At 43.6% G+C, this 24278-nt stretch carries 24 protein-coding genes and 3 rRNA genes; 12 read left to right on the top strand and 15 right to left on the bottom strand.

The features are described 5' to 3' along the window. Positions 1–168: 168 nt before the first annotated feature. Positions 169–642 carry a TspO/MBR family protein gene (locus QT987_RS22095; protein ID WP_333244364.1) on the bottom strand — a complete coding sequence of 158 codons (474 nt, stop codon included), beginning with the start codon at positions 640–642 and terminating at the stop codon, positions 169–171. 230 nt (positions 643–872) lie between these two features. Then, on the bottom strand, positions 873–1454 hold the full coding sequence (locus QT987_RS22090; protein ID WP_333244361.1) for a hypothetical protein: 582 nt from the start codon (positions 1452–1454) through the stop codon (positions 873–875). A gap of 72 nt (positions 1455–1526) precedes the next feature. On the opposite strand from QT987_RS22090, the gene QT987_RS22085 reads away from it, so the two are divergent. Both QT987_RS22085 and QT987_RS22080 read left to right on the top strand, forming a co-directional pair. After that, positions 1527–1679, top strand: a complete 153-nt coding sequence (locus tag QT987_RS22085) for a hypothetical protein (protein WP_333244358.1) — start codon at positions 1527–1529, stop codon at positions 1677–1679. A gap of 144 nt (positions 1680–1823) precedes the next feature. Continuing rightward, positions 1824–2138, top strand: a complete 315-nt coding sequence (locus QT987_RS22080) for a zinc ribbon domain-containing protein (RefSeq protein ID WP_333052014.1) — start codon at positions 1824–1826, stop codon at positions 2136–2138. A gap of 271 nt (positions 2139–2409) precedes the next feature. Here QT987_RS22080 and QT987_RS22075 read toward each other — a convergent pair whose 3' ends face one another. After that, complete coding sequence (locus QT987_RS22075; protein ID WP_333244355.1) at positions 2410–3294, bottom strand: DUF1232 domain-containing protein; 885 nt, start codon at positions 3292–3294, stop codon at positions 2410–2412. A 79-nt stretch (positions 3295–3373) separates the two neighbouring features. Between QT987_RS22075 and QT987_RS22070 the strand changes: the two genes are divergently transcribed. Next, positions 3374–4198 carry an NAD-dependent epimerase/dehydratase family protein gene (locus tag QT987_RS22070; RefSeq protein ID WP_333244352.1) on the top strand — a complete coding sequence of 275 codons (825 nt, stop codon included), beginning with the start codon at positions 3374–3376 and terminating at the stop codon, positions 4196–4198. Positions 4199–4258: 60 nt separating this feature from the next. Here the strand turns inward: QT987_RS22070 and QT987_RS22065 are convergent, their stop codons facing one another. The 7 genes from QT987_RS22065 to sufB form a co-directional block, all read right to left on the bottom strand. Further along, positions 4259–4891, bottom strand: coding sequence for a Uma2 family endonuclease (locus QT987_RS22065; protein ID WP_333244349.1), 633 nt, complete (start codon positions 4889–4891; stop codon positions 4259–4261). 148 nt (positions 4892–5039) lie between these two features. Continuing rightward, entirely contained in the window at positions 5040–5468 is a 429-nt protein-coding gene (locus QT987_RS22060) for an Imm1 family immunity protein (RefSeq protein ID WP_333244345.1), read from the bottom strand. An 87-nt stretch (positions 5469–5555) separates the two neighbouring features. Next, a complete protein-coding gene (locus QT987_RS22055) occupies positions 5556–6500 on the bottom strand; it encodes a hypothetical protein (protein ID WP_333244342.1) in 945 nt (314 codons plus the stop codon). A 114-nt stretch (positions 6501–6614) separates the two neighbouring features. After that, on the bottom strand, positions 6615–7877 hold the full coding sequence (locus QT987_RS22050) for a SufS family cysteine desulfurase (RefSeq protein ID WP_333244338.1): 1263 nt from the start codon (positions 7875–7877) through the stop codon (positions 6615–6617). A 170-nt stretch (positions 7878–8047) separates the two neighbouring features. Then, the gene (sufD, locus tag QT987_RS22045) at positions 8048–9412 is read right to left on the bottom strand and encodes a Fe-S cluster assembly protein SufD (RefSeq protein ID WP_333244334.1); all 1365 of its coding nucleotides are present in this window, start codon (positions 9410–9412) and stop codon (positions 8048–8050) included. Next, the gene (sufC, locus tag QT987_RS22040) at positions 9409–10200 is read right to left on the bottom strand and encodes a Fe-S cluster assembly ATPase SufC (RefSeq protein ID WP_333051994.1); all 792 of its coding nucleotides are present in this window, start codon (positions 10198–10200) and stop codon (positions 9409–9411) included. Before sufC ends, sufD begins: the two co-directional genes overlap by 4 nt. A gap of 282 nt (positions 10201–10482) precedes the next feature. After that, positions 10483–11922, bottom strand: coding sequence for a Fe-S cluster assembly protein SufB (gene sufB / locus QT987_RS22035; RefSeq protein WP_333244331.1), 1440 nt, complete (start codon positions 11920–11922; stop codon positions 10483–10485). Positions 11923–12108: 186 nt separating this feature from the next. Between sufB and sufR the strand changes: the two genes are divergently transcribed. The 7 genes from sufR (at position 12109) to QT987_RS22000 (ending at position 15579) form a co-directional block, all read left to right on the top strand. Beyond that, the gene (gene sufR, locus QT987_RS22030; RefSeq protein ID WP_333244328.1) at positions 12109–12816 is read left to right on the top strand and encodes an iron-sulfur cluster biosynthesis transcriptional regulator SufR; all 708 of its coding nucleotides are present in this window, start codon (positions 12109–12111) and stop codon (positions 12814–12816) included. Positions 12817–12923: 107 nt separating this feature from the next. Further along, the gene (locus QT987_RS22025) at positions 12924–13331 is read left to right on the top strand and encodes a hypothetical protein (RefSeq protein ID WP_333207740.1); all 408 of its coding nucleotides are present in this window, start codon (positions 12924–12926) and stop codon (positions 13329–13331) included. Positions 13332–13539: 208 nt separating this feature from the next. Then, a 5S ribosomal RNA gene (gene rrf / locus QT987_RS22020) occupies positions 13540–13656 on the top strand. Positions 13657–14072: 416 nt separating this feature from the next. Then, positions 14073–14189, top strand: a 5S ribosomal RNA gene (gene rrf / locus QT987_RS22015). 448 nt (positions 14190–14637) lie between these two features. Then, positions 14638–14754: ribosomal RNA gene (gene rrf / locus QT987_RS22010) — 5S ribosomal RNA — on the top strand. Positions 14755–14909: 155 nt separating this feature from the next. Further along, a complete protein-coding gene (locus QT987_RS22005) occupies positions 14910–15128 on the top strand; it encodes a DUF2283 domain-containing protein (RefSeq protein ID WP_106332875.1) in 219 nt (72 codons plus the stop codon). Positions 15129–15180: 52 nt separating this feature from the next. After that, positions 15181–15579, top strand: coding sequence for a transcriptional regulator (locus tag QT987_RS22000; protein ID WP_333244325.1), 399 nt, complete (start codon positions 15181–15183; stop codon positions 15577–15579). 72 nt (positions 15580–15651) lie between these two features. Here the strand turns inward: QT987_RS22000 and QT987_RS21995 are convergent, their stop codons facing one another. After that, positions 15652–15879 (bottom strand): hypothetical protein, encoded by a 228-nt coding sequence (locus QT987_RS21995; RefSeq protein WP_333244322.1) that lies wholly within the window; start codon positions 15877–15879, stop codon positions 15652–15654. Between the two features lie 169 nt (positions 15880–16048). Continuing rightward, the gene (locus QT987_RS21990; RefSeq protein ID WP_333244319.1) at positions 16049–17956 is read right to left on the bottom strand and encodes a hypothetical protein; all 1908 of its coding nucleotides are present in this window, start codon (positions 17954–17956) and stop codon (positions 16049–16051) included. Positions 17957–18156: 200 nt separating this feature from the next. Here QT987_RS21990 and QT987_RS21985 point away from each other — a divergent pair, with 200 nt between their 5' ends. Next, a complete protein-coding gene (locus QT987_RS21985; protein ID WP_333244317.1) occupies positions 18157–19311 on the top strand; it encodes an ISL3 family transposase in 1155 nt (384 codons plus the stop codon). On the opposite strand, the gene QT987_RS21980 is transcribed toward QT987_RS21985, so the two are convergent. Beyond that, on the bottom strand, positions 19277–19678 hold the full coding sequence (locus tag QT987_RS21980; RefSeq protein ID WP_333244314.1) for a hypothetical protein: 402 nt from the start codon (positions 19676–19678) through the stop codon (positions 19277–19279). The genes QT987_RS21985 and QT987_RS21980 overlap by 35 nt on opposite strands. 387 nt (positions 19679–20065) lie before the next feature. On the opposite strand from QT987_RS21980, the gene nadC reads away from it, so the two are divergent. Then, positions 20066–20950 carry a carboxylating nicotinate-nucleotide diphosphorylase gene (gene nadC / locus QT987_RS21975; RefSeq protein WP_333244311.1) on the top strand — a complete coding sequence of 295 codons (885 nt, stop codon included), beginning with the start codon at positions 20066–20068 and terminating at the stop codon, positions 20948–20950. Positions 20951–21268: 318 nt separating this feature from the next. Here the strand turns inward: nadC and QT987_RS21970 are convergent, their stop codons facing one another. Together QT987_RS21970 and QT987_RS21965 are read right to left on the bottom strand one after the other, a co-directional pair. Beyond that, positions 21269–22297: a C39 family peptidase gene (locus tag QT987_RS21970; protein WP_333051967.1), complete on the bottom strand. Its 1029-nt coding sequence runs from the start codon at positions 22295–22297 to the stop codon at positions 21269–21271. Between the two features lie 623 nt (positions 22298–22920). Continuing rightward, complete coding sequence (locus QT987_RS21965; RefSeq protein ID WP_333244308.1) at positions 22921–24249, bottom strand: pitrilysin family protein; 1329 nt, start codon at positions 24247–24249, stop codon at positions 22921–22923. Between the last annotated feature and the right edge of the window lie 29 nt (positions 24250–24278).

The following is a 24278-nucleotide window of genomic DNA, read 5'->3' as shown; positions in this document are numbered from 1 at the left end:
CAAAAAGGACGGGCGGGACGCCCATCCCACAATAACAATTAAAATTGTAAGTTATTTAATTCGCGATCCTAAAGAAGCCGGGGATCTAACAGCGAGCACATTTTAGGTTTAAAAGGTGCTTTTTTTCTCTGCGTGCAATCCCATTAAAATGACTAATTCCATGAGAGGCTAAACATCCGCCGGATTTAGGTGCATCATTGCCCAAGTGGTGTAAGTGCCGATCGGACTCCAAAGTATGTAAGGCAGCAATAACAGGGCGGCTGGCTCGGAAACTTGCAACACACTTAAAGCTAGCATTACGCTTAAAATAGCGCCCGTTCCGCCGATTATTGTGCCGACTTTTAGGCTCCTAAGTTTGCACATAACCGAGGTATAAGACATAGTTACTATTTCTAAAAGTAGGTACAAACCCATTCTCAGCCAAGTCTCCTGAGTTCCTGGTTGTTTTTCCCACACTATCACTGCTGACCAAGCTGCACAAATAAAAATTACTGTCCAAATTAGCGGAATTGCTTTTTCAATTACTAGCCATCTCGGACGCTGCAATCGGTTGAACCATTGGATGTCGCTGGGCGCGATTATGTTAGCAGCTAGTGCTACTACAAAGGCGACGCCTCCAATTACCATCCAGGATTTAATCATTTTTTTACCTTGGGCTAGATTTACGTCTTAGATCAAACATATATTTTAGGTAATTCCAGCGCAAAATATATCTGCATCCAGTCTTAAATTTATAATTCACAGGTAACGGACACTTGAAAAGAGTAAATTTATTGCCTTTACAGTCCTGGAGGCAGAACCTAATTATGTAGGGTGCGCTAGGCGCACCTTACCGCTATAAGTAACGCTTAGTCTTTCAACGAAATCGGCAGCTAGCCGAGTCGGTGATGCTGTTCTAATTCTAAGCTAGAGTCATCTTCTTTTTTGGGAACCAGAAGCGTATTTTCGCTGCTCGGTTGCAACACGGCTTTAATCACTTGGAGAAAACGGTTAGGCTTTTTGGTTTGACCGTTGAGAGTGCGGCGGTCTTGCACTTTTTTAGAAAGGTGCCGCATCACAGATAAATCGAGTTCATCGATGAAATGGTCTGCTATACGTTCTCCCATTAAATCAATAGCTTCAGCATACTGATCGGTCAGCGTTTCTATAGCATCGTATGCTTCGTCAGCAACTTGACTTGCTACTGTTTTATTTTGGTCGCCCGGTGTCTGGGAATTGGTGCGGCGTCGGTCTAAAAGACTTTGGTACTCAGCAATGCTCATTCCCAAATTGTAGAGATGGTGGTGAGCGTGATCCATCAAATCTACTTCACTGGGATAGAAGAAACCACGGGTGCTGTTGATGCCGTGCAGTTTTGCCCAACGCCGCAGAGTTGTCTCATCTTGCAGTTGGTATCGCTCCAACATTTGAGCTGTGTTCAGCTCTACTTCTGGCGTAACTTTGAAATCGCTCATCGGTAAATCCTCGGTGGTGAGTAAATAAATAAATTTGAAACTTAGAATCTGTGATTTGCGTACAGTCTGAAAATGATGATCAATCCTTTGACGGCATTCACGGAAGTCTTGCGGGCATTTGCTAGCCGTCGATCGTGCGATCGTGCGATCGAGTCAGAGGATTTCAGGGTAGCGTACTTTTGGGCTTTGTCTCGATCGCATCCGGGAGCAAGCACACAGGGTTAATAATATAGCTGATTTATGGTTTCAACAACCGTTAAAAATAGTAAAGTTTAATTTTTAGGGTTGAATTATTAGTAATGTTGAGCTATAATATTCTCAATAACCGTGCAATTAGTAATTTTAGTAGTTGCAAACGAGATTCTTAGTATGCCTGTATACGATTATTTGTGTCCCGAAAACAACCAGCAGTTAGAAGTTTGGCACAGCATGAACCTGGAAGTTTCGACTTGGGGCCAACTGTGCGAGTTGGCGAAGCGCGAACCCGGGGAGACTCCCGCAGATGCGCCGGTACGCCGACTGCTGAGCGCTCCGAGGTTGATGAAGCCGACATCGGACACCGATTATAAAAATCAGGGGTTCAGCAAGTACGTGAAGCGGGATGAAGGGGTTTATGAAAATGTCACGGCTAAGGATGGTGAAAGCCGTATTGTCAATCGAGATGGTAAGCCGATTAAAGACTGAAAATCCACAATAACTAATCAAGTTTTCAGTTGAGTCAATTACAGATATTGGGTAGGGACACGGCAGTGCCGTGTCTTGTATCTTACCTGTATTTTATCCGATTGACAACTGCTATATTCTTCAGATTATGTTAGTCCGATTCATATCATGTTCGGTCGAGCGATCGCGATTGTTGTAGGGGCGGGTTCACCAACAATACCTGCCAATAATTGATAATCTTAAAAACCCGCCCGACCGGGATATTACGGTTAATCGATCGGACATAATATTATTAGCCAAACCAATCTTTCATTTTCTGTTTGGCTTGTTCTTTAGTATCAGCATTAATGTATACTGAAACAGTAGCTATTGCCGCCAGCAATACTCCCAAATCGTCGGTAAATCCGATACCGGCTAATATATCGGGAATAGCATCAACAGGAGATATAAAATAGGTCAAAGCTCCAACTACAACTCCTTTTGCCCAAGCAGGCACGTTTGGGTTATGAGCCGTATAGTAGAGAATCAAAGCTTTTTCAACTACTTCTATTCCTGCGGTTAAAGCAAAGTTTTTAAGCTTAACCCAAAAACTTTCATCTGAATAGTTGATTGGGGGGTTGCTGAGGTTTCTTGTGGTTCCTTTTCGGTCGATTAAATCGAGAGGAATGCCCTTAGTTTTAAGCTGGGAAACAGCAGAATTGAAGGATTCTGATGCCTGATTTTTATTAGGCGCGGCCTCCCGTGTTTGTTTCATGTCTGCGATGAATTCCTGCATGGCTTGGATTTGCAAGTCGGAAACCGCCAGCAGTTTTTTTGCGGATTGGATCGCCTCGCTTTCTGCCGGATGCAGCGTCTTATTTGCGCCAGCAATATTAATTAAAAAATACATGACTCCCAAACGCAGCGGTTGTTGTGAATGGCTGAGTGTTTGCAAACAGTCGCCCAGTGATGGGGGACTGGCTGTGTAGGATTGGATTTGAGTCTTTGCAGAGTCAGAAAATTTGTCTAAATTTATGGTTTTAAACAACAAATCTAGTTCGTCAATATCAACGGTACCATCGGCGGCTGCGATCGCAAACAAAGAACCATAAAAAGCTAAAAGTTCGCTTTCTGAGGAGGTGGCAAAAATATCTCTCTCGGACATGATGCTACTCCGATTGATAACGATGCTTTGCATTTTACCACAAAACTCAGCGCGCCATGATTTCAGAAACCGGCAATAATTTGAGAGAGGATGACACAATGGAGAATTTTTTATGAAAGTTGCGATCGTCGGCTGCGGCTATGTGGGGACTGCGACAGCCAAGCATTTACGCGGTAAATCTGATTGTATCGTGACGGCGACAACTACCACGGCAACGCGAGTAGTTGAGTTGGAGGGTGTCGCGCAGCGGGTAGCCGTGCTCAAAGGAAATGACAAAGATGCAATGACGGCTGTACTGCAAGAACAAGATGCTGTTATGCTGTGCGTCGGTGCTCCAAATTCTCAGGCTTATCGGGAAAGTTATTTAGATACTGCGACAAATTTAGTATCGGTTTTACAGCAGATACCGACAGTCAAGCAGGTTATTTATACGGGTACTTATTCTGTGTATGGCGATCGCCAAGGTGAATTGGTAAATGAAGAATCACCCGTAGCGCCGGCTAATCCAAATGGTGAAATTCTCGCAGAAACAGAACGGGTTTTATTAGCAGCATCGAGTCCCAATCTTCACGTCTGCATTCTCCGTTTGGGAGGAATTTATGGGCCGGGGCGAGAATTAGTTAAAATCTTTAGAGGCGCGGCTGGTAGCACTCGTCCCGGTAAGGGGGAAGATGCTACTAATTGGGTGCATCGGGATGATGTGGTTGGGGGGTTAACATTTGCTTTGGAAAATCGATTGCAGGGAATTTACAATTTAGTCGGGGATGTGTCGCTATCCAGTGGTGAATTGCTCGATCGCATTTTTGAAGCTCATAATCTGCCTAAAGTTTCTTGGGATGGAAGTGCTAGCGTGCGGCCTTACAATGCGAGGGTGTCGAATCAAAAGATTAAGGCGGCTGGTTATCAGTTTGTTCATCCTGAGATTAGGGAGTTTTAATAGTCTTGGGCGCAGCACCTAATTATGTAGGGTGCACACTACGCACCTTGCTAGAGAATATTATATTTTCCCTTTAACCCAAGTTCTAAAGGATTTCAGCAAAGCAATTTCTCCTATCGTTTGAGTGCGACTGAAAAACCCAGCCATTTCTACTACCGATACAAAGGGAAAAGCAATACTAAAGTCGCGCTCAATATATTCAGTTTCTACCAACTGATAAAATTTCAAAACTCGCCCGTTATATAGCCAGAGTTCCGGGACGCGAAGTGCGGAGTAAATGGCCAACTTATCAACTGAACTGCTGGTAATATCTATTTCAATTGCTAAGTCGGGCGGTGGGGCAGTTTCTAAATCTAGTTCTTGCCTGCCTCTAACTGCTGCTTCATTTTGGATATAATAACAGTTATCTGGTTCTATGCCTTTTTTGGCATTTTTGAGTTTGAGAGTAGTTGAGCCAGCACTTTTAATTTCAATGTCTAGTTCTTCTGCTAAAGCAAGGATGAAATTACCGAAATTGCTCTTGTAGTTCTCATGTTCAAATAGTGGCGCCATAATTTCCAGTCTCCCTTCATCGTAAGCTATGCGATAACCTCGCTTATCGCCTATTTCTTGGAGCAACGTTTCAAAGGTCTGCCAGCTAATGTTTTCTAGCAGTGTTCTCTGTTCGGCTAAACTTGAAGTAGTAGCAATCATCTCAAAATCTCCTTGAGCTGAGAAAACTCTAGTTTTATTTTACCACAAGCCAAGATACTATCAAAAAAGGGCGCTCTTTTTTAAACCGCAGATGCACGCTGATGAACGCGGATGAAAAAAAAGGCGCTCGCACTTCACTTAGGTTGTGTTAAATCTTATTTGATGACACCGCTAATTCTTTTTCTTCTTCCCAAGACAGTGATATTTGAAGTTGTCCTGATACTGTAAATGTTTGAGCTGCCAACAGTGCCGTCTCTAAATTTACACACATCCTGGCAGAATAATTACCTTCTTGTCCGCCGACAACTAGCTTTTCTATTGCATCTGGTTTTGATGGATCTACTAAATTATGGAAGCTAACGTTATCAAAAGTTACGTTAACAATATATTTGCCGGATTCGCCGCCACCAATGCTCATATAACACTCGTCATCTGCACCCAAGGTAACTAAAGTTTTAGTTTTCCCATTTAACTCGCGGATGGCTTGTTCTATTTGACTCCAAGTAGGACTTTCTATTAAGTCACCTTCATCCTGGTTGCCCAACCAATTTTCTGCTGATAGGTTTAACACAAACATTATCGCCTCCTTGTATTTGGGGTGTGATCGCTCTCTTCTTCATCCGCGTTCATCCGTGTTCATCTGCGGTCAAAAAAAGGGAGATCGCTAGATTAAATAATTATCTCTATAGCGCTCCTGTGCCATTTGTCGTGCTTCAAATTCATTCCATTGCTGGATAGGTCGTAAAGTTTCTACAGTTGTCAATTCATCGGGAATTGGTGTACCTATTATTTGATTGATTACTTCCGCTATTACCCGACAACAGCTTTGTGGCCAACAGACTACTTGCTCCTCAGCAAATCTAATGACTATCCATCCTTTTTCTAAAAATAGTTGATGGCGCTGATTTTCTTGGACAAGCACTTCGTAATTTTTAGGCTCCCCGCTTTCATAGTGATAAGGTTTATCAATTGTTATATCAATACGTAAATTGGTTAAATTATCAAAATAACAAATTTCTATACAGTAAGGTTGATAAGAATGGTTTTTTTGGATGATTAAATTGTTATTAATTTTATTTGGGAATAATTCCTGTAAGTTATTATAAAATTTACTTTCAAGCCACTGAGACTTTGTACTGACAATTCTACCTTCAGGAGGGACGGTTTTTATGATAATATCTTTAATTATCTGATAGCGATACTGTTTTATCTTTTCAGGTTTTTGGGATTCTGCTATCTGCCGTTTATGCTGAATCTCACGCTTTTTCCATTCTGCTAACAAATCTTTATAATCTCGCATTTGTTGCTTGTATTGATTAAGTGTCCGTAAGTAATACATTTGTTGTTGCCAGAAGTTCAAGGCAGTAACAAAAATTCCCCCTACAGAAATATAGACAGTGATGGTAATATTTCTACTGGCAATCAGAGAAAGAGTTGCAAAAGGAATAATTAATGGGAGAGATTTATAAAAAAACAAAAATACATCAATTGGTTGGGGCTTATAACTAGGAGGTAAAGGTTTTGGTTCACTAAATTTCCATGTGAATGGAACTGCATCTAGAGCTTGAATAACAGGGTCGGGCATGAGGATAATAGGGTATTGATTCATGTTTTTTAGTGGTTGTATTATTAAACTATAATACTCAACTATTTTCACGAGATATTCCGTTCGCCAAAGGCAAACAATGTTCTAACAAGGTGGGCAAATGCCCACCCTAGCAAATTATCCCATAATCCCACCAAAAAAGTCGATCGTCTCTTTCAACGCTTTCACAAACACATCAATCTCCTCGCGAGTATTGTAAAAATACAAACTCGCCCGCGCCGTAGATGAAATGTTCAAATAGCGGTGCAAAGCTTGCGTGCAGTGATGCCCGGAACGAATCGCAACTCCCTCCTGATCTAACATGGTAGACAAGTCTTGAGGGTGAATTTCTCCCGCAGTAAATGCCGCCAAAGCTGCCCTACCTTCGCCGTTGCTGTCTGGTTGTGGCCCGTAAATTTTGATTTCGGGAATTTGCCGTAATTGTTGGAACATATAAGCATTCAATTCTGCTTCGCAAGCGTGAATCTTATCCATGCCAATGTTACTAAGATAATCGATTGCTGCACCAAGGGCGATCGCCTCGCCGATTGCAGGCGTGCCGGCTTCAAATTTGTGCGGCAAATCGGCATAGGTAGAATAATCGAGAAACACGTCAGCAATCATCTCGCCGCCGCCGAAAAACGGAGGCATTTCTCTCAGCAAGTCCAGCTTACCGTACAGAAAACCGATGCCAGTCGGAGCGCACATTTTGTGACCGGAAGCAACCAGCCAATCACAATCCATTGCTTGCACGTCTACTATCATGTGTGGCACGCTTTGGCAAGCATCTATTAAAACTTTTGCGCCGAAACTGTGGGCAATTTCGCAGATTTCTTTGACAGGACTAATGCAGCCTAAAGTATTAGAAACGTGAACGGTTGACACCAATTTAGTTTTATGGGAAATCAGCGTTTTAAACTGTTCCAAATCAAACTCGTTAGTTTCCGTTAACTCGACAAACTTCAGCACCGCACCGGTTCTTTGAGCCATCATTTGCCACGGCACGAGATTGCTGTGGTGTTCCATTACCGACAGGATAATTTCATCTCCGGCTTGCAGATTGCTCAAACCCCAAGAATAAGCAACCAAATTAATCGCTTCGGTGGCGTTGCGAGTGTAAACAATTTCTTGTCGCGACGCCGCATTTACAAACGCAGCAACTTTATCTCTAGCACCTTCGTAAGCATCAGTCGCTTTGGCGCTGAGAGTGTGAGCGCCGCGGTGCACGTTTGCATTGTATTGTCCGTAGTAATCACGCCAAGCGTTGAGCACAGCTAGGGGTTTTTGAGAAGTAGCTGCATTGTCTAAATAAACTAGCGGTTTACCGTTAACTTTTTCATTCAAAATTGGGAAGTCGCCGCGAACTTTTGATGCAAGTGTTTTTTCTTGAATAAGTGTCATATTTTTTGAAGTTAGTGATTTGTCGTTGGGTGGGGGCGGGCTTACGAGATTGTTGGTTTTAGGCAATTAATTATTATTCGTGAAACCCGCCCCTACAGGCTGTTAAAAATGGTGCAAGATGTTGTAGGGACACAGCAATGCTGTGTCCTCTGTATCCTCATTTGTATGAGTTATCCTTGGACTGCCACGCAGGTAGAAAGCATTTTCGCCACCCCAATAATTGGTAATTGATTGAGCATTTCCGCCGCAAAAGCATCGATTAGCAAATAGCGGCTTCTTTCTAAATCCAAACCGCGACTTTGCAAGTAGAAAAGTTCATCATCTTCTAATTGACTGACAGTTGCACCGTGGGAACATTTAACGTTGTCGGCCACAATTTCTAACTGCGGTTTAGTGTCTACGCGAGCTCTCGGCGACAGCAACAAATTACGGCTCAATTGTCCGGCATCTGTTAATTGTGCGGCTTTGCGAACGAAAACTTTGCCGTTAAATACAGCGCGAGCTTTGTTGCCGATAATGCACTTGTGCAATTGGCGGCTTGTACCGTGGGGGTGATTGAAATCGATTACACTGTGAGTGTCTGATAACTGTTCGCCAAAGGCTACGGTTAAGCCGTTTAAAGTTGTTTCTGTGGCTTCGCCGCGCTGAAAAACTTCTAAATTGTGCCGCGATATTTTGCCTCCCAAGCTGATAGCATGACAAGTATAACGGCTGTTGCGAGATTGTTCGATCGCACTTTTGCCGATATGAACAACTTCCCCACCTTCCCGCTGCAGCCGAACGTGATTCACAGTGGCGTTTTCGCCGACAATAACATCCGTTACAGCATTAGTAAACGCTGGTACATTACCGATAGTTGCGTAATCCTCAACTAGCGTGACATTGCTTCCAGGCTCAGCTATGACTAAGCAGTGCGGCTGGGACATCGTGGGAGATGCACCGGGCGCTGTCAGGAACAGCAAGTGAATCGGAAGGTCGATCGACATATTGGCCGGCACGAACACCACCGCAGAATCCGCCAAACCCGCAGTATTCAGCGCCGTAAACACCTCGGTTTGCTGTCTGTGCTTGCTCAAAACATCGCTGATGCGCCCTTGATATTTTTCGGGTACATTGGATAGATTACCTGCGTAAAAGTCGATCCTCTTCGAGGGCTCCGCTAACGGCAAATTCGGAAAAACCGACGACTCCACCGTTGACAAATCCGGCGCATAAAAACCGTTGACAAATACCAATCTTAATGGTAAATCTGCCTTGTTTTTCACTGGCATAATGATATCAGCCAGCTTAACTTTTGACTGATTGCTCTGCGGTATATGAAAAGGAATTTGCAACACCGACGACAAATCAGTAAAGCGCCATTCTTCATCCTTCACCGTCGGAAAAGTCGAAGAAAGCACGTATTCAGTCGCCGCATCCCGCAAATCCTGCAACCCGTAAGCCGCACTTTTGTTATTAACAGCCTCCAACTTGCCGCACTGATTCACCAAATCAGTCAAAAACATTTCCCTACTAGCAACTTGCGTATTCATCATCGCGCGCCCACTCCTGCTGCTTCCTCTTCCACAACCCAGTCATAACCGCGCTCTTCCAATTCCAGCGCCAACTCTTTCGGGCCAGTCAAGATAATTCTGCCCGCTTCCATGACGTGAATAAAATCAGGAATAATGTAATTCAGCAACCGCTGATAGTGAGTAATCACCAACATCGAATTCTCAGCAGTTGACAACTGATTCACACCACCGGCGACAATCTTGAGAGCATCGATATCCAAACCTGAATCAGTCTCGTCTAAAATAGCTAATTTCGGTTCCAACAAAGCCATTTGCAAAATTTCATTTCGCTTTTTCTCGCCACCGGAAAAACCCTCATTTACGCTGCGGCCTAAAAAAGAATCATTCATCTTGACAATATCCAGCTTGTCCTCGATTAAATCTTGGAAATCAAAAGCATCCAATTCTTCCAAGCCGCGATGTTTGCGGTGAGCATTGTAAGCCACGCGCAAGAAATCCAGATTGCTAACGCCGGGAATTTCTAAAGGATATTGAAAAGCTAGGAACACGCCAGCCAGAGAGCGTTCTTCCGGCGCTAATTCCAGCAAATTTTGACCCAAAAATGTCACTTCTCCACCCGTTACTGTATAAGCAGGATGACCCGCTAATATCTTGGATAAAGTGCTTTTTCCAGAACCGTTCGGGCCCATAATCGCGTGAATTTCACCTGATTTAATTTCCAGATTCAAACCCTTCAGGATTTGGGTATCTTCCACATTCGCAGTTAAATCGCGGACGGATAGCACCACTTGACTATTTTCTACAATCATCTATTTTTGTCCTTTTCCTCAATGCACTTTACAGTTTTTTCTTGTCGTTCCTAGGCTGTACCCATTGGTGACAATTTAACGTTAAACCGATAGTCCGCCAGGGAATGAATTCCCTGTCTCAAAGCTAAAGTCCTCTGAAGAGGACTGAGAAGAAAATTTTTAAACTCATTAGTCCTGTTTAGAGGAGTTTAGCTATTAGCCAAGGAATTCATTTCCTGGCGGACGGGGAGCTTAAGTTGTCACCGATGGACTCGGCCGGGAAGGGTTTATCGGCCGCGAAAATTATCCGACACTTCCTTCTAGCTTGAGACTCAACAGCTTATCAGCTTCCGCCGCAAATTCCATCGGTAACTGATTGAAAACATCTTTACAGAAACCGCTAATCATCATCGAAATAGCATTTTCTGCGGAAATTCCTCGCTGTGCGAAGAAGAACAATTGCTCTTCTCCAATTTTAGAAGTAGAAGCTTCGTGTTCCACTTTAGCAGTGTGGTTCTGCACTTGAATATAAGGGAAAGTATTCGCTTGAGCGTTGTCGCCAATCAGCATGGAATCGCACTGAGAGTAATTGCGAGAGCCTTTAGAGTTAGGCCCCATTTTCACTAAGCCGCGATAGCTGTTGGATGAATTTCCGGCAGAAATTCCCTTAGAAATAATCGTGCTGCGAGTGTTTTTGCCCACGTGGATCATTTTGGTGCCGGTGTCAGCTTGCTGCTTGTTATTTGTCAGCGCTACCGAGTAGAATTCGCCTACTGAGTTGTCGCCGACTAACACGCAACTGGGATATTTCCAAGTAATCGCGGAACCGGTTTCTACTTGTGTCCAAGAAATCTTAGAATTGACTCCTTGACACAAACCCCGTTTCGTCACGAAGTTGTAAATGCCGCCTTTGCCGTTGGCGTCGCCAGCGTACCAGTTTTGCACTGTGGAGTATTTGATATCCGCATTGTCCATTGTTACCAATTCCACGACGGCGGCGTGCAGTTGATTGGTGTCAAACATCGGGGCGGTGCAGCCTTCTAGGTAAGACACAGAACTGTTTTCTTCTGCAACAATTAGGGTGCGCTCGAACTGGCCGGAATCTCCGTTGTTGATGCGGAAATAGGTTGACAATTCCATTGGGCATTTGACGCCTTTGGGAATGTAAACAAAGGAACCGTCGCTGAATACGGCGGAGTTGAGGGCTGCGAAAAAGTTATCGCCGACTGGTACGACGCTGCCGAGATATTTTTCTATTAATTCGGGATAATCTTTGACGGCTTCTGAGATGGAACAGAAAATAACACCATCTTTGGCTAACTTTTCTCTAAATGTTGTGGCAATTGAAACGCTGTCGAAAACGGCATCGACGGCGACATTTCCCAGCCGTTTTTGTTCGGAGAGGGGAATGCCGAGTTTCTCGAAGGTTTCTAGGAGTGTCGGGTCTACTTCATCCAAACTGTTGAGCTTTTTGGGCTTTTGTTTGGGCGCGGAATAGTAGATAATTTGTTGGTAGTCGATCGCGGGATAGTTGACGTGGGGCCAGGTGGGCTCGGTCATTGTCAGCCACTTCCGGTATGCTTTGAGGCGGAATTGCAGCATGAATTCCGGTTCGTTTTTCTTGGATGAAATCAGGCGGACTACATCTTCGCTTAAGCCGCGGGGGATGGTGTCTGACTCGATGTCGGTGACGAAACCGTATTTATACGGCTGGTTGACTAGGGTTGTGACTGTAGAGCTCATTAATTTTGCGCTTTCGAGTGTTCTGGATATGTCTCTCAAAGATGGCAGACGCTGAACTGTCGGGGGCCCGGCGAGTTCTGGGGGCTGCTCTGGAAAGTTAAACAACTGATTTGTTGCTTTAGTATATTTTAAGCTACATTAACAACAGTGATATTGTCAAAGTCAAATTAATAATTTTTTGTGAAGATGATGGAGACTACTCAGCAGACTTCCACGAAACAAGACATCCTGCAATATTTGCTCAAGGGGGGGCAGGGGACAGCTCTTGAGTTGGCGGAGTCTTTGGATATCAGTCCGCAGGCGATTCGCCGTCACTTGAAGGATTTGGAAGCGGAGGGGCTGATTCAGTATCAGTCGGTTCAGGCTGGGATGGGGCGGCCGCAGCACATTTATGAGCTTACCAGTCAGGGGCGCGATCGATTCCCGAATCGTTACGGTGATTTTGCTGTCTCTTTTCTGGATACGTTGGCGGAAACCGTCGGCCGCGAGCAAGTGATTACTATCCTGCAAAAACAGTGGCAGCGCAAGGCGACGGAGTATCGGCGGCTGGTGGGTGCGGGCTCGCTGCAAGAACGGGTGACTAAGTTAATGGAACTCCGCAGGGCTGAAGGTTATATGGCTGAGTGTTATCCTGTAGAATCGGTAGAGGTTGGGATGTGCGATCGCGCTGGGAAGGGCGATCGATTTGTGTTGATGGAACACAACTGCGCGATTTCTAATGTTGCGGAAACTTTTCCGAGTGTGTGTGGCAATGAGTTGGAAATGTTTGCGGCGGTTTTGCCGGATTGTATTGTGGAGCGGACTCACTGGATTATTGATGGGGAACACCGCTGCGGTTATTTGATTGCCAGAAGGAAGGAAGAAGTTCGGCAACAGGCAATGTACGGGATTTAACGGATGTCACGCATGGAAGTTCGACAACGGATGAGTGTAACGGATGTCACGGATGTCAGGGATTACCAATTACCGATTACCGATTAGCAATTACCAATTTTTAATATATGGAACCGCTAGCAGATTTTTTAAAGCCGGAAGAGTGCGCCGAAGTTGATATGGCGCTGCTGTCGTCGAAGGAAAAGTTTTCGGCGCGGCTGGCAATTTATGCTTTGAGGGTGCTCAAGCAAATTGCTGGGGAGACTGGGAAGCCGGTGGCTGAGGTGACTAATGGGCAGGTGATGGATTGGATTAAGAATGATGAGAGTATTAAAGGGTCGATCGAACTAGATGCGAGTTTTGAAAACTTTTTTACGAATTTGGTAATTGCGTCTTTGCGGCCTTTGAGGCAAATTGCGACAGAATCTGAAAGCGCGATCGAACAATTAACAGTTAAGCAGGTCGTGGCGTGGTTTGTGAAGGACGGGAAAATTCGCCGAGAACAGGGAACCGAGGCGGCTTTTTTGGATTTGTGAGTTAAAGGTCGATCGGGCTCACCCCTAAACCAAGCCTCAAACCCCGATAATTCCAGCGGTTTCGGGCGATCGAAAAAAAGTTTTGACAAAGGGGTTGACAGACAAAGGAAAACTTGATAAGGTAATTAAGTCGAGCGAAAGAGATGCAGCGCATCAAGCTTAAAATTAAGCTAAACGCAGACACAGGATTAAAAGTTTTCAAAGCTTTCCTGGTGCTTATGATGTAATGGAACCACTCCGATCCATCCCGAACTCGGTTGTTAAACGTTGCTATGGCGAAGATACTCGGCGGGTCACTGCCCGGTAAAATAGCTCAGTGCCAGGTTAATAATAAATTAAAGCTCTTTTCCCGCAACAACGGAAAAGGGTTTTAGTTTTTTGGTGATTATTACTCATCTACACAAAAGCTCGTCTAGGGCCCTTTGTAGAAATCTCAATATTCTGGGCCAGCAGCAGATTTTGGGTCGATCGAACTTGATGCGAGTTTTGAAAACTTTTTTACAAATTTGGTGGTGGCGTTTTTGGATTTGTGAGTAAAAGGTCGATCGACCCCACCCCCAAACCCGGCCTCAAACCCCGATAATTCCAGCGGTTTCGGGCGATCGAAAAAAAGTTTTGATAAAGGGGTTGACAGACAAAGGAGAACTTGATACAGTAATTAAGTCGAGCGAAAGAGATGCAGCGCATCAAGCTTAGCATTAAGCAAAACGCAGACACAGGATAAAAAGTTTTCAAAGCTTTCCTGGTGCTTATGATGTAATGGAACCACTCCGATCCATCCCGAACTCGGTTGTTAAACGTTGCTATGGCGAAGATACTCGGCGGGTCACTGCCCGGTAAAATAGCTCAGTGCCAGGTTAATAATAAATTAAAGCTCTTTTCCCGCAACAACGGAAAAGGGCTTTAGTTTTTTGGGGAGTTATTAGGCATCTACACCACAGCAAGTCTTGGGCCCTTTGTAGAAATCTCAATATTCTGAGCCAGGAACAGATTTTGGGTCGATCGAACTTGATGCGAGTTTTGAAAAGTTTTTTACGAATAGGGTGGTGGCGTCTTGGCGGCATGAGAGGCAAGTTGCGACGAACCGATGCGGCTTTTTGGGATTTGTGAGTTAAAGGTCGATCGGCCCCACTGGCAAATAATACGTCAAACTCGGCGATTGGGGGCAGTTTCGGGCGATCGAAAAAAAGTTTTGACTTTGGGGTTGACAGACAGGGGGAAACTTGATACAGTAATTAAGTCGAGCGAAAGAGATGCAGCGCATCAAACTAAACGCAGACACAGGATTAAAAGTTTTCAAAGCTTTCCTGGTGCTTATGATGTAATGGAACCACTCCGATCCATCCCGAACTCGGTTGTTAAACGTTGCTATGGCGAAGATACTCGGCGGGTCACTGCCCGGTAAAATAGCTCAGTGCCAGGTTAATAATAAATTAAAGCTCTTTTCCCGCAACAACGGAAAAGGGCTTTAGTTTTTTGGTGAATTATTAATCATTCTCTTTATGGCTTGGCGGTTGAAACCGCTACTACAAAAACGAAGTCCGCCTCCGCGGACTGAAGAATAAGAGGTAAAAATTTATGAAGATTAGTTATGATTCCGAAATTGATGCTCTCTACATTAGACTTGTAGAAGGTAAGCATCAGTGTCGCACTTTACAGTTAACTGACGAAATTGCTTTAAATATTGGGGAAAATGAGTTATTGGTAGGGATAGAAGTTTTAGATGCTACACAGGTTTTAGGTAGTGGAAATGTACCTAATGTAGTGCTAGAAAATATAGCTTTTACTGTAGCTTAAATAGGGAAATCAATCGCTACCTGTGTAAAGATAAGTAAGGATGAGTGGAAAAATGATCCGTACTTTTGATGCAAAATTTTATACAGATTTACTTGTTCGCTATCAGCCAAAACCGATCGCAAATGAAGCAGAAAACGAGGCCGCGATCGCTCTCGCTTGCGAACTGGAACACCGCCCTATGCGATCGCTGGAGGAAGAGCTATTTCTGGAGCTTTTGATAACGCTGATTGAAAAATTTGAATCTGAAAATTATCCGATTCCTGCAGGAAATGCTGCTTCAATGTTGCAACATTTAATGGATGCGAGAAATTTGGAGAAATCTGATTTGATTCCTGTTTTGGGAACGGAAACAGAGGTTGATAAAGTTTTTGTTAGCGGAAGGGCGATCGAAATAGATGAAGCCCGGAAATTAGCCGATTTTTTCCAAGTTGATATTAGTTTTTTTCTTTAAGTGCGATCGGGTTTACTGTTATCAAACAGAATCGCACTGATGATTGCATTTGTATCAAAAACGTAGCGCATCTCACTCCTCAAAAAGAATTGAATCCAAAATTTCTGGGGTCAATCCTCGCGCTTGAGCATTCCGACTAATCTCACTCATTACCTCCTCTAGAGGTCTTTTGTTTCGAGTTACATCACTAAGTTTCAGGCTAAGTAATGCCTCCAATTTACGACGCTGTTCTTCAGAAGCAGCCTCAAATATCTTAGCAACTTCAGCATTAACGCGAATTGTGATCGTTTTGGTTTGCATGATGGTTATGTGATGTTTCAATGGCTGTTTTCAAATAAGCTATAGAATTGCGGGTCGAACCATATTTTAATACCATCATAACCAGCGATCGCCCTTAATTTTAGCAGTCAATAGTGGGCGATCGCCTTCCGCCTCCCTCATAGCCAGAATCGCGGGCAAAAGTTACTGCCTAAACTGTGCTATATTTTTGGCTAATTTGTCGAAGCAATTTAGTAAAATTGTCCTTGTCAGATTCATTTAAAAACCTATCTACTACCTCTTTTAACCTAGACAAGTCATTGGTATAGTTCTTGTCAGATAGCTGTGACACTACTTGCGACGAGAAAAATCTTACTAAATCAGGTTCATTAGATAAGACATCTACAACATCTTTCAACTTAGACAAGTTCTGACTGGACTTCTCGTCTGATAAAATAGCTACTGCATTTTTTAATTTTGGCAACTTGTTTTTATACTTCTCATTAGAAACCAGATCCGATAAGTTTTGGTCACTCCCCACTATAGCTACTAACTCTTGCAACTTAGATAAATTGGTAGAGTATTTCTCGTCTGACAAAATATCTACTACTTTTTTCAACTTAGACAATTCCTGTTTCTGGTTCGGCTCTGATAGCAGTGAAGTTAATTTGCTTTCCGCCTTGACAAATTTTGCTAAGTTTTCATAGTTAATGACCTGAGCATCTGAAAGAATTATTTTCCAAGCCATTTTTGCGTTTGTAAATACAACCCCCTCTTTGGCATCCTTAAAAACACTGTTGTCTATCAAAGCGATTACTTTTTCTCCAGACTCAAGAGATAGCCATGAAGACAGCGCTTTGGATAGTTTATCTAATGGAATATTAGGAGCAGAAAATCCATCTTTAATGCCATTTGTTGGACTTACATTCTTTTGTAAAAAATCTCCGAAATCATCCGCAATGATATTTTCAGTATAGGTGTAGGATCGAGTTTCTAACTGGTGGAGCACGGATGAATCGCGAGTCTTTCCACCTTTGAGTAATGACCAAATTAAAAATGCTGTACCCGATGCAACAAGAGCTGTACCGCCCGTGATTAAAGTGAGTCCACCAATAGCCGAAATAGTGGCAGTAATAGCAGCAGCACCAGACAATGTACCGGCTACTCCCAAAGCACTCGCAGCAGTCCAAGCAGCTAAAACAGTTGCAGCACCGGCGATTGTTCCTGTACCAATTGCAATTCCCAGATTTTTTTGGTCTTCGCTATCCATTTCTGAAACTAACGCAATAGACAGCAGTCCTGCGGCTCCTATTAGCGCTGCTCCTCCTGTTGCTACTGCTAAACCACCCAGCATTCCTAAACCACCAGATGCGACAGAACCACCACCTAAAACAGCTAAAGTCGCGTTGGTTGCAGCCGCTCCTGATAAACTACTAATACTAACACCCGTAGCGGTTTCTACTCCAAGTGTACTAAACACTCTCGTAGCTTGTGGAACAATTGCTGCTCCTTTGTCTTTAGCATCCGTCAGTTTCTTTTTCAATACTTTAACAGTTTGGATAAAATCATAGGCTTTTTCAGCAGAAGCCATTTGACTATCTAAATTTTGTTTCCTTGCTATCGAGTAAACAGCTTTAGCATTTTCTGGGATTTTGGCTTTGTCAATGAAGGAGTCTAGCGACTTCAAGGTTGCTGTATCTTCTACTGTCTTGCCATCGCGCACCTGCTGATAAGTTGACTGGTAATTTTTCTTTTGTTCATCAGTCAATTGGCTTTCAGTAATCTGTTTGACCAGAATAAAATCAACTGTTAATGCTCTTGAGTTGGCAATGGCTAAAGAGTAGTTCTGCTTGATTTCTAAAGGCAGTGCAGAAGCGGCAACAATTGAGTAAATATCTGTGAGTGCCTTAAAGTCAGGAACAGGTTCGCCGGCGCGGACGTATGCAGAAGTTCCTCTGATTAGTTTCTTCTTTGCCTCAGTCAGTTTAGATTGAGCCAAGGTCGATTCAATGGCTTGCTCAATTCCGAGTAAGCGTGAATTGGTACTGGCGATTTGGTAGCGCTCTTTAATTTTGTTGTCTAGCTTTGAGGACGATATCACATAATCAAGAAAATCCAAGGCGATCAGATCGTCAATATACTCACCATCTTCAACTTGCTCGTAAACAAATTTGCATTTCGCTTTGCTTGCTTCTTCGACAAATTGCGTATTTTTGTCAATTTCTTGATAAATTTCCTCTTTTATTCCGAGTTGTCTATCGTATAAGGGGCTCTCCTGAGTTTATGGTGTAAAATGTACCTACTAATACATTTACCGTTATGAGCTTCCATCTAGACTATCTATTAGCCTTGCCGGGAGTCAGGGTTGAAACTTGTACTCAAGTTGAGGGAAAAATTTTCTTGGGACTGAGCATTTTATCAGAAGGAATTGTTTGTCATCATTGTAACAATCCTACCGAAAAACTGCATCAAAATCGACCAATTTTAGTAAGAGATTTGTCTGTTTTTGGTCGTCCTGTATATCTAAAAATCCCACGACGGCAGTTTTACTGTCCTCGTTGTCAACGGTATCCCACAGAAAAATTAGATTTTTTGGACGTTAAAAGACGGCATACTCAACGATATGAACAAGATATTTATGAGCGTGTAAAACAATCGAGCATGGAGCAAATTGGACGAGAAGAAGGACTGAGTTATGACGAAATAAAAGGAATATTTGAGCAGGTAAACACCCTCAAGAAAAAACCGAATTGGCAAGGGGTTAAACGAATTGGTCTGGATGAGATAAGTATGCGAAAAGGTCAAGGAAATTTTGTGACTGTTGTGAGTGACCTCGGCGAAGGTAATTTAATTGAGATGATTGATTCTCATCGCTGTGAACAAATCATTGAAGTCCTTATAGAACAACCAATTGAGGTTCGTGAACAAGTTGAGGAAGTGAGTGTTGATATGTGGGGAGGATTCCCTAAAGTTATCAAAAAAGTATTCCCAAACGCCAAAGTTATTATTGATCGTTTTCATGTAATGAAAGTAGTTAACAAAGACTTAAATAAGTTACGTAGAGCAGCCGGAATAACAGACAGGCAAAGTAAATATTTATTATTAAGTAATCGAGTAAATTTAAATCCTCTTCAGATTGATAAATTAGAATTGACACTAGGAAAATCCGAATGTTTGCGAATTGCGTATGAGATGAAAGAAAAATTTAGAGAAATATATGAGACTAATTTGACGGTCAAAGAAGGGCAGAACAAAATCAAAGAATGGCTAAATCATGCACAAGTATTTTTTAGAGAATCTGCATCAACAATTGAGAATCATTTTGAGGGTATTTGCAACTACTTTCTTCATCGCACCACAAGTGGAGTCATGGAAGGAATCAACAATCGGATTAAGTTGATAATGCGGCAAGGGTATGGTTTTTCTAATTTTAATAATTTTAGGAATCGCGTATTAGCTTGCTTTTCTGATTAGATAAACTTATAACCATAAGTTCAGGAGAGCCGTATAAGGTATGCAAAACTACAGTAATATCTTTACCGTCTTGACCGCGCCCTTTGATGGTAATCTCTTGGCTATCTTGAGCTTTGGAGGGAATTTCCACCAGGCAAGGTTCTCCCGATCGCAAAGTAAAAGTTTGCTTTCCTCCTACTCGGGCTGTGGTATAAGGAACAAAAATATGATAGTTCTCCAAGGTAGAGAAATTTTTGCCTAATCCCTCGCTATCAGCCATAGCGCTAGCTGGATCAAGCAAGTCTTTTGTCAATAAACCCAAAGTACCTAAAGCAACATAACTAAGAAAAGAGCGACGGTTGAGAGGAGAAATATTTAGGTGAGTCATAACTGAGTATTTGTAGCTTGAATGTAGTTTTTAGGCGAAATAATCAAATCCGAACTCTAATTTATCAAGTTCGTTACTTCCAAATTTACTAGCAAACTTACCCTTAGCCCTAGTGGCCCACCCCAAAGCCTCTGCTTGCTCATAAATCAGATGAGCTTGTTTCTTCGGCGCCAATTTTCCTTGCGACAAAGCAAACTCACTCTATTAAATCACCGACACCCAACTTTGTCAACAGGTGATTGACTACAAAAGTGCCCCTGTTGAGCAAACTGTAATTAAGCCAACAAGGACATCCGCGTGGCCAGATTATCTTGCAACTTGCCTAAAATTACCCGATCGACTATTGTTCCTAATAGATATCATCTTGATATAACAACCAACAAAAACATGACAGCAATATTACCGCCTTGGATAGTTTTAGACTCCCTATTGCACAACTGGCTACTAGAAGATATCGGTAGGGGCGATCGCACAACATCGGCTTTATTTCCCGCAAACAGCATCCAGGGTACTGCTAAATGGATAGTCAAAGAAGCTGGAGTCATTGCCGGATTGCCAATTGCCGATCGCACATTTAAACTTTTAGACAGCGGCCTCAGTTTCATCCCCCAAGTACCGGAAGGGAAACTGTGCGAAAAAGGAGAAGTAATCGCCGAGATTTCCGGCAATTTCGATGCGCTGCTAACCGGAGAAAGAGTAGCATTAAACTTGGCAATGCGTTTGAGCGGCATCGCTACTTTAACTCAAAAATATGTTGACAAAATTGCCGATTTACCCGTGCAATTAGTGGATACGCGCAAGACAACGCCGGGGTTGAGATTGTTGGAAAAATACGCAACTCAAGTCGGCGGTGCTTGCAATCACCGGATGGGATTAGATGACGCGGTGATGATTAAAGACAATCACATTGCCGCGGCTGGAGGAATTGCAGAGGCGATCGCCCTAATTCGCAATTCTATCCCCTATCCGCTGACAATCGAAGTCGAAACCGAAACTCTGGCTGAAGTAGAGACAGCTTTGCAGCACAAAGCCGATATTATCATGTTAGATAATATGTCCTTTGATTTGATGCGGCAGGCAGTGGCAATAATTCGCCAAAAGAGCGATCGGGTAAAAATTGAAGCTTCCGGCAATGTTACTTTAGAAACAATTAGAAGTGTAGCGGAAACCGGAGTGGACTATATTTCTACCAGTGCTCCGATTACGCGATCGACTTGGCTGGATTTGAGCATGAAAATTAATAGTAATACCCGCAGTCCGGCAGAGGTTTAAACCCCTGCCTCAAAGCTGAAGTCCTCTAAAAGAGGACTAAGAGATATCTCCAAAAAAGAACTTGAAACCCAAGTCAAGCCTAAGCTAAAATCTAATTTCTGGAGAAGTCTAATGAATTATTCAGTCCTCTTTTAGAGGACTTTCGCTATGAGCCAGGGGTTTAAACCCCTGGCGGTATTTGGGGTCGGATCGATATTGCGGCTGAAGTTGGTACCAATGGGCAATGCCGTGTCCGACCTTGCTGAGAGTCAACTGTCAACTATTGGTTAGTTATTACCAATAACCAATAACCAATAACCACTAACTACTAACAAATTACTACTTAGAGATAAAATGAACCCAAAAATGCCCGTCAGGTATACAGAGGCTGCGGATTAAGCGGTAAGTATAGTGCAAGTAAGCACCGCTGACACTTGTATCGTAGCCAGTTCGGAACCACTCGCCATAGGGATCGTGAACGAAGAATCCCTCGCTGTCGTAGCCTGCGACAACTATAATGTGACCGAAAGACGTGAAGTATCCGTGGATGACAGCGGGATTTCCGCTGGCTAGCCAATCTTGAACGTCATCAATAGTTGCATTCTCGGTAAAGAAATCTTGAGCGCCGTAATCTCTAACAATTTTTGCTAAATCGTAGGGATCCCAACGACTGTAACCTTTGGCGATCGCATATTCGTAAAGTTCGTCTTCATATTGCCCGGTTTGTTTGCGCCGTGGCACCTTCAAAAAGTCCAGACACATCGCTAATGAAGTTACATTGCAAGAACCTGTAGGATTATTCAAGTTATCCATTTGCGATAGATAAGGAATGCCAAGCCTGACAGTTGGGGGATTAGGTTTCGGAAAAAGCAGAATGCTGTCTTGAGTAATTTGAGCGTGTCCTCCGAAAACATACCAAACCCCTGAACCTTTGAAAGACTCGTTGCGGAGAGCAACTCTGATGTGACAGCGAGCCGGAGCAAAAGCCAGGATCTCCAACTCTTTTCCGGCTGGTATTACTTGTTTTTCTGAGTCCTGAAGTTGAGAAGACGCGACCGGTTTTGATTTAAAAATGGTGTCTCTGAGCGTTTTCAGGATCAGGGGCTGTGTGGGAATGTCCTCTGGTTTGGTTTCGATCAGCTTTTTGGCTGTGACTGCTCCCAAAAAACCCGCTTCGCCGCACTTCATCAGAGTTTGAAATCGGTGGAGGGTGGCGGTAGAGAGAGGGCCAAAAATTCCGTCTACGGGAGGTTTCAGTAAACCTAGGTCAATGAGGCGACTTTGAATTTGGCCACTGAGTTCGTCGTCTGCAGCGATTGCTTTGGCATCGTACCTAATGTTTGAGTTGAGAAAGTTTTGTAATTTCATGCTTGCGTGCCCTGTCAGTCGATTTTAGATTTTAGATTTTAGATTTTAGATTTGACAATTACGACCGCAGATAAATCAGGTGGCCCCAGACCAAATTGCTTGATTGTCAATAATTCCCTGTTTATCGTCTCATAAAATTACGGTGATTTTACCGATCAATCGATTTTAGATTTTAGATTTTAAATTTTAGATTTTAGAATTACGATCGCCAATAAACCCGGTTTTCCTAGAGTACATTGCTGGCTCATCAATAATTCCCAGTTTATCGTCTCATAAAATTACGGTTATTTTGCCGATCGATCGATTTTAGATTTTAGATTTTAGATTTTAGAATTACGATCGCCAATAAACCCGGTTTCCATAGAGTACATTGCTGGCTCATCAATAATTCCCAGTTTATCGTCTCATAAAATTACGGTTATTTTGCCGATCGCCCGTACCTTAAAGGCTTCATACTAATTATTGGATACAAAACCTTCAAGGCGAGAGCCGATCGAATTTCACGCACTATTGACTAAAAATCCCTCGTGCGCGTTGACATTGTTTCTGCCGAATTCCGAATGCCGTTGGATGGCTCAAAAGCAGAGGGATGGCAGAATTGCCCTGTTGAGGCGAAGTCAGATTTATGCTTCTTCCGGGCGAATTACCACAACACCCATCGCGTCGGGAGACAGATATTTGACAGCAGCTTCTCGGAGATCCTCGGCAGTCTGAGCTTGGATGCAGGCGGCATAGTTGAGGGCGGGAGCGATATCTCCTACCATCGACTGATAGTAACCGTACAAACTTGCTCGATCGCTCGGAGTTTCGTTACCAAAGATAAACCGATTTGCTACTTGAGTGCGGATGCGGGAAATTTCGGCATCTGTCACCAGTTCGGTTTGGAGAGTGCGGATGTGTTGGACGATGGCTGCTTCCACTGCGGCCAAGTTTTCTGTCGGTAGTTGAGCGGAAATTGAGAATACACCGCCTAGTCGCTGAGTCATGTTGCTGACCGAAATTGACGAAACTAGCCCTTTTTCTTCGCGCAAATCCTGAACCAAGCGAGTTGTGCGGCCGTGTCCCAAAATTGTCGCCAAAACGTCGAGGGCATAAGTTTCGGACATTTCCATGAAACCTGGCACTCGCCACATCACGATCAGTCGGGCTTGCTGAAGGGCAGAGTCTACAAATTCGCGGCGGACTGTTTCTGTAAACGGCGATTCTTGGCCGTAGTTCAGGATTTGGGATTCTGGGTGAAAGTTACCGACAGCAGGCACATTTATTTTGTTGTTTTGTGCTGTACTTTTTGCTGCAAAACTGTCTGCGACAATTTCTATTAGTTGATCGACTGGCAAATTGCCTACAGCTACGGCTGTCATGGCCCCTGGGTGATATCTGCTGCTGTGGAAATCCCGCATTTGTTGGGCTGTCAACTGTTCGATTACGGCAGTCGGGCCGAGTACCGGTCGCTTGTAGGGCAGGACTTCAAAGGCTAATTCCATCGATCGCTGATAGGTGCGGCGGCGGGGATTGTCTTCCGATCGTCTAATTTCTTCTAAGACTACCAGCCGTTCTCGATCGAAGGCGTCGTCGGGAATGCTGGCGTTGAGCAACACATCGACTTGCAGGGGAGCTAGTTCGGCAAAATCTTTAGGAGCTGTGGTGATGTAGTAGTTAGTGTAATCTTGGCTGGTGGCAGCATTGGTGACAGCGCCGCGCTGTTCGATCGCGCGTTCAAATTCGCCACTGGGAATGCTGGGAGTTCCCTTAAAAATCATGTGTTCTAAAAAGTGAGCCATGCCGTTAATGTCGTCTGGTTCGACGGCTGAGCCTAAATTGAGCCACACGCTGAGGTTAACAGCATCGACCGGCAGGTGTTCGGCTATAACTGTGAGGCCGTTGGGGAAATGGCGGATTGTTGGGGCGTTGAGGGGCGATCGGGCGGAGGTTTTGATTAGGGTGGATGTCATTGCGCTTTTAAATTTATCTTGTTCTTTAT

It is taken from the genome of Microcoleus sp. SVA1B4, from assembly GCF_036700545.1.
Taxonomy (GTDB): domain Bacteria; phylum Cyanobacteriota; class Cyanobacteriia; order Cyanobacteriales; family Microcoleaceae; genus Microcoleus.
The sequence above is the reverse complement of the archived record's forward strand: the minus strand, read 5'-3'. Positions and strand labels throughout refer to the sequence as shown.

Coding starts and splice junctions, on each gene's coding strand:
- QT987_RS22095 (WP_333244364.1), bottom strand. CDS start 642: ATGATTAAATCCTGGATGGTAATTGGAGGCGTCGCCTTTGTAGTAGCA.
- QT987_RS22090 (WP_333244361.1), bottom strand. CDS start 1,454: ATGAGCGATTTCAAAGTTACGCCAGAAGTAGAGCTGAACACAGCTCAA.
- QT987_RS22085 (WP_333244358.1), top strand. CDS start 1,527: ATGATGATCAATCCTTTGACGGCATTCACGGAAGTCTTGCGGGCATTT.
- QT987_RS22080 (WP_333052014.1), top strand. CDS start 1,824: ATGCCTGTATACGATTATTTGTGTCCCGAAAACAACCAGCAGTTAGAA.
- QT987_RS22075 (WP_333244355.1), bottom strand. CDS start 3,294: ATGCAAAGCATCGTTATCAATCGGAGTAGCATCATGTCCGAGAGAGAT.
- QT987_RS22070 (WP_333244352.1), top strand. CDS start 3,374: ATGAAAGTTGCGATCGTCGGCTGCGGCTATGTGGGGACTGCGACAGCC.
- QT987_RS22065 (WP_333244349.1), bottom strand. CDS start 4,891: ATGATTGCTACTACTTCAAGTTTAGCCGAACAGAGAACACTGCTAGAA.
- QT987_RS22060 (WP_333244345.1), bottom strand. CDS start 5,468: ATGTTTGTGTTAAACCTATCAGCAGAAAATTGGTTGGGCAACCAGGAT.
- QT987_RS22055 (WP_333244342.1), bottom strand. CDS start 6,500: ATGAATCAATACCCTATTATCCTCATGCCCGACCCTGTTATTCAAGCT.
- QT987_RS22050 (WP_333244338.1), bottom strand. CDS start 7,877: ATGACACTTATTCAAGAAAAAACACTTGCATCAAAAGTTCGCGGCGAC.
- sufD (WP_333244334.1), bottom strand. CDS start 9,412: ATGATGAATACGCAAGTTGCTAGTAGGGAAATGTTTTTGACTGATTTG.
- sufC (WP_333051994.1), bottom strand. CDS start 10,200: ATGATTGTAGAAAATAGTCAAGTGGTGCTATCCGTCCGCGATTTAACT.
- sufB (WP_333244331.1), bottom strand. CDS start 11,922: ATGAGCTCTACAGTCACAACCCTAGTCAACCAGCCGTATAAATACGGT.
- sufR (WP_333244328.1), top strand. CDS start 12,109: ATGATGGAGACTACTCAGCAGACTTCCACGAAACAAGACATCCTGCAA.
- QT987_RS22025 (WP_333207740.1), top strand. CDS start 12,924: ATGGAACCGCTAGCAGATTTTTTAAAGCCGGAAGAGTGCGCCGAAGTT.
- QT987_RS22005 (WP_106332875.1), top strand. CDS start 14,910: ATGAAGATTAGTTATGATTCCGAAATTGATGCTCTCTACATTAGACTT.
- QT987_RS22000 (WP_333244325.1), top strand. CDS start 15,181: ATGATCCGTACTTTTGATGCAAAATTTTATACAGATTTACTTGTTCGC.
- QT987_RS21995 (WP_333244322.1), bottom strand. CDS start 15,879: ATGCAAACCAAAACGATCACAATTCGCGTTAATGCTGAAGTTGCTAAG.
- QT987_RS21985 (WP_333244317.1), top strand. CDS start 18,157: ATGAGCTTCCATCTAGACTATCTATTAGCCTTGCCGGGAGTCAGGGTT.
- QT987_RS21980 (WP_333244314.1), bottom strand. CDS start 19,678: ATGACTCACCTAAATATTTCTCCTCTCAACCGTCGCTCTTTTCTTAGT.
- nadC (WP_333244311.1), top strand. CDS start 20,066: ATGACAGCAATATTACCGCCTTGGATAGTTTTAGACTCCCTATTGCAC.
- QT987_RS21970 (WP_333051967.1), bottom strand. CDS start 22,297: ATGAAATTACAAAACTTTCTCAACTCAAACATTAGGTACGATGCCAAA.
- QT987_RS21965 (WP_333244308.1), bottom strand. CDS start 24,249: ATGACATCCACCCTAATCAAAACCTCCGCCCGATCGCCCCTCAACGCC.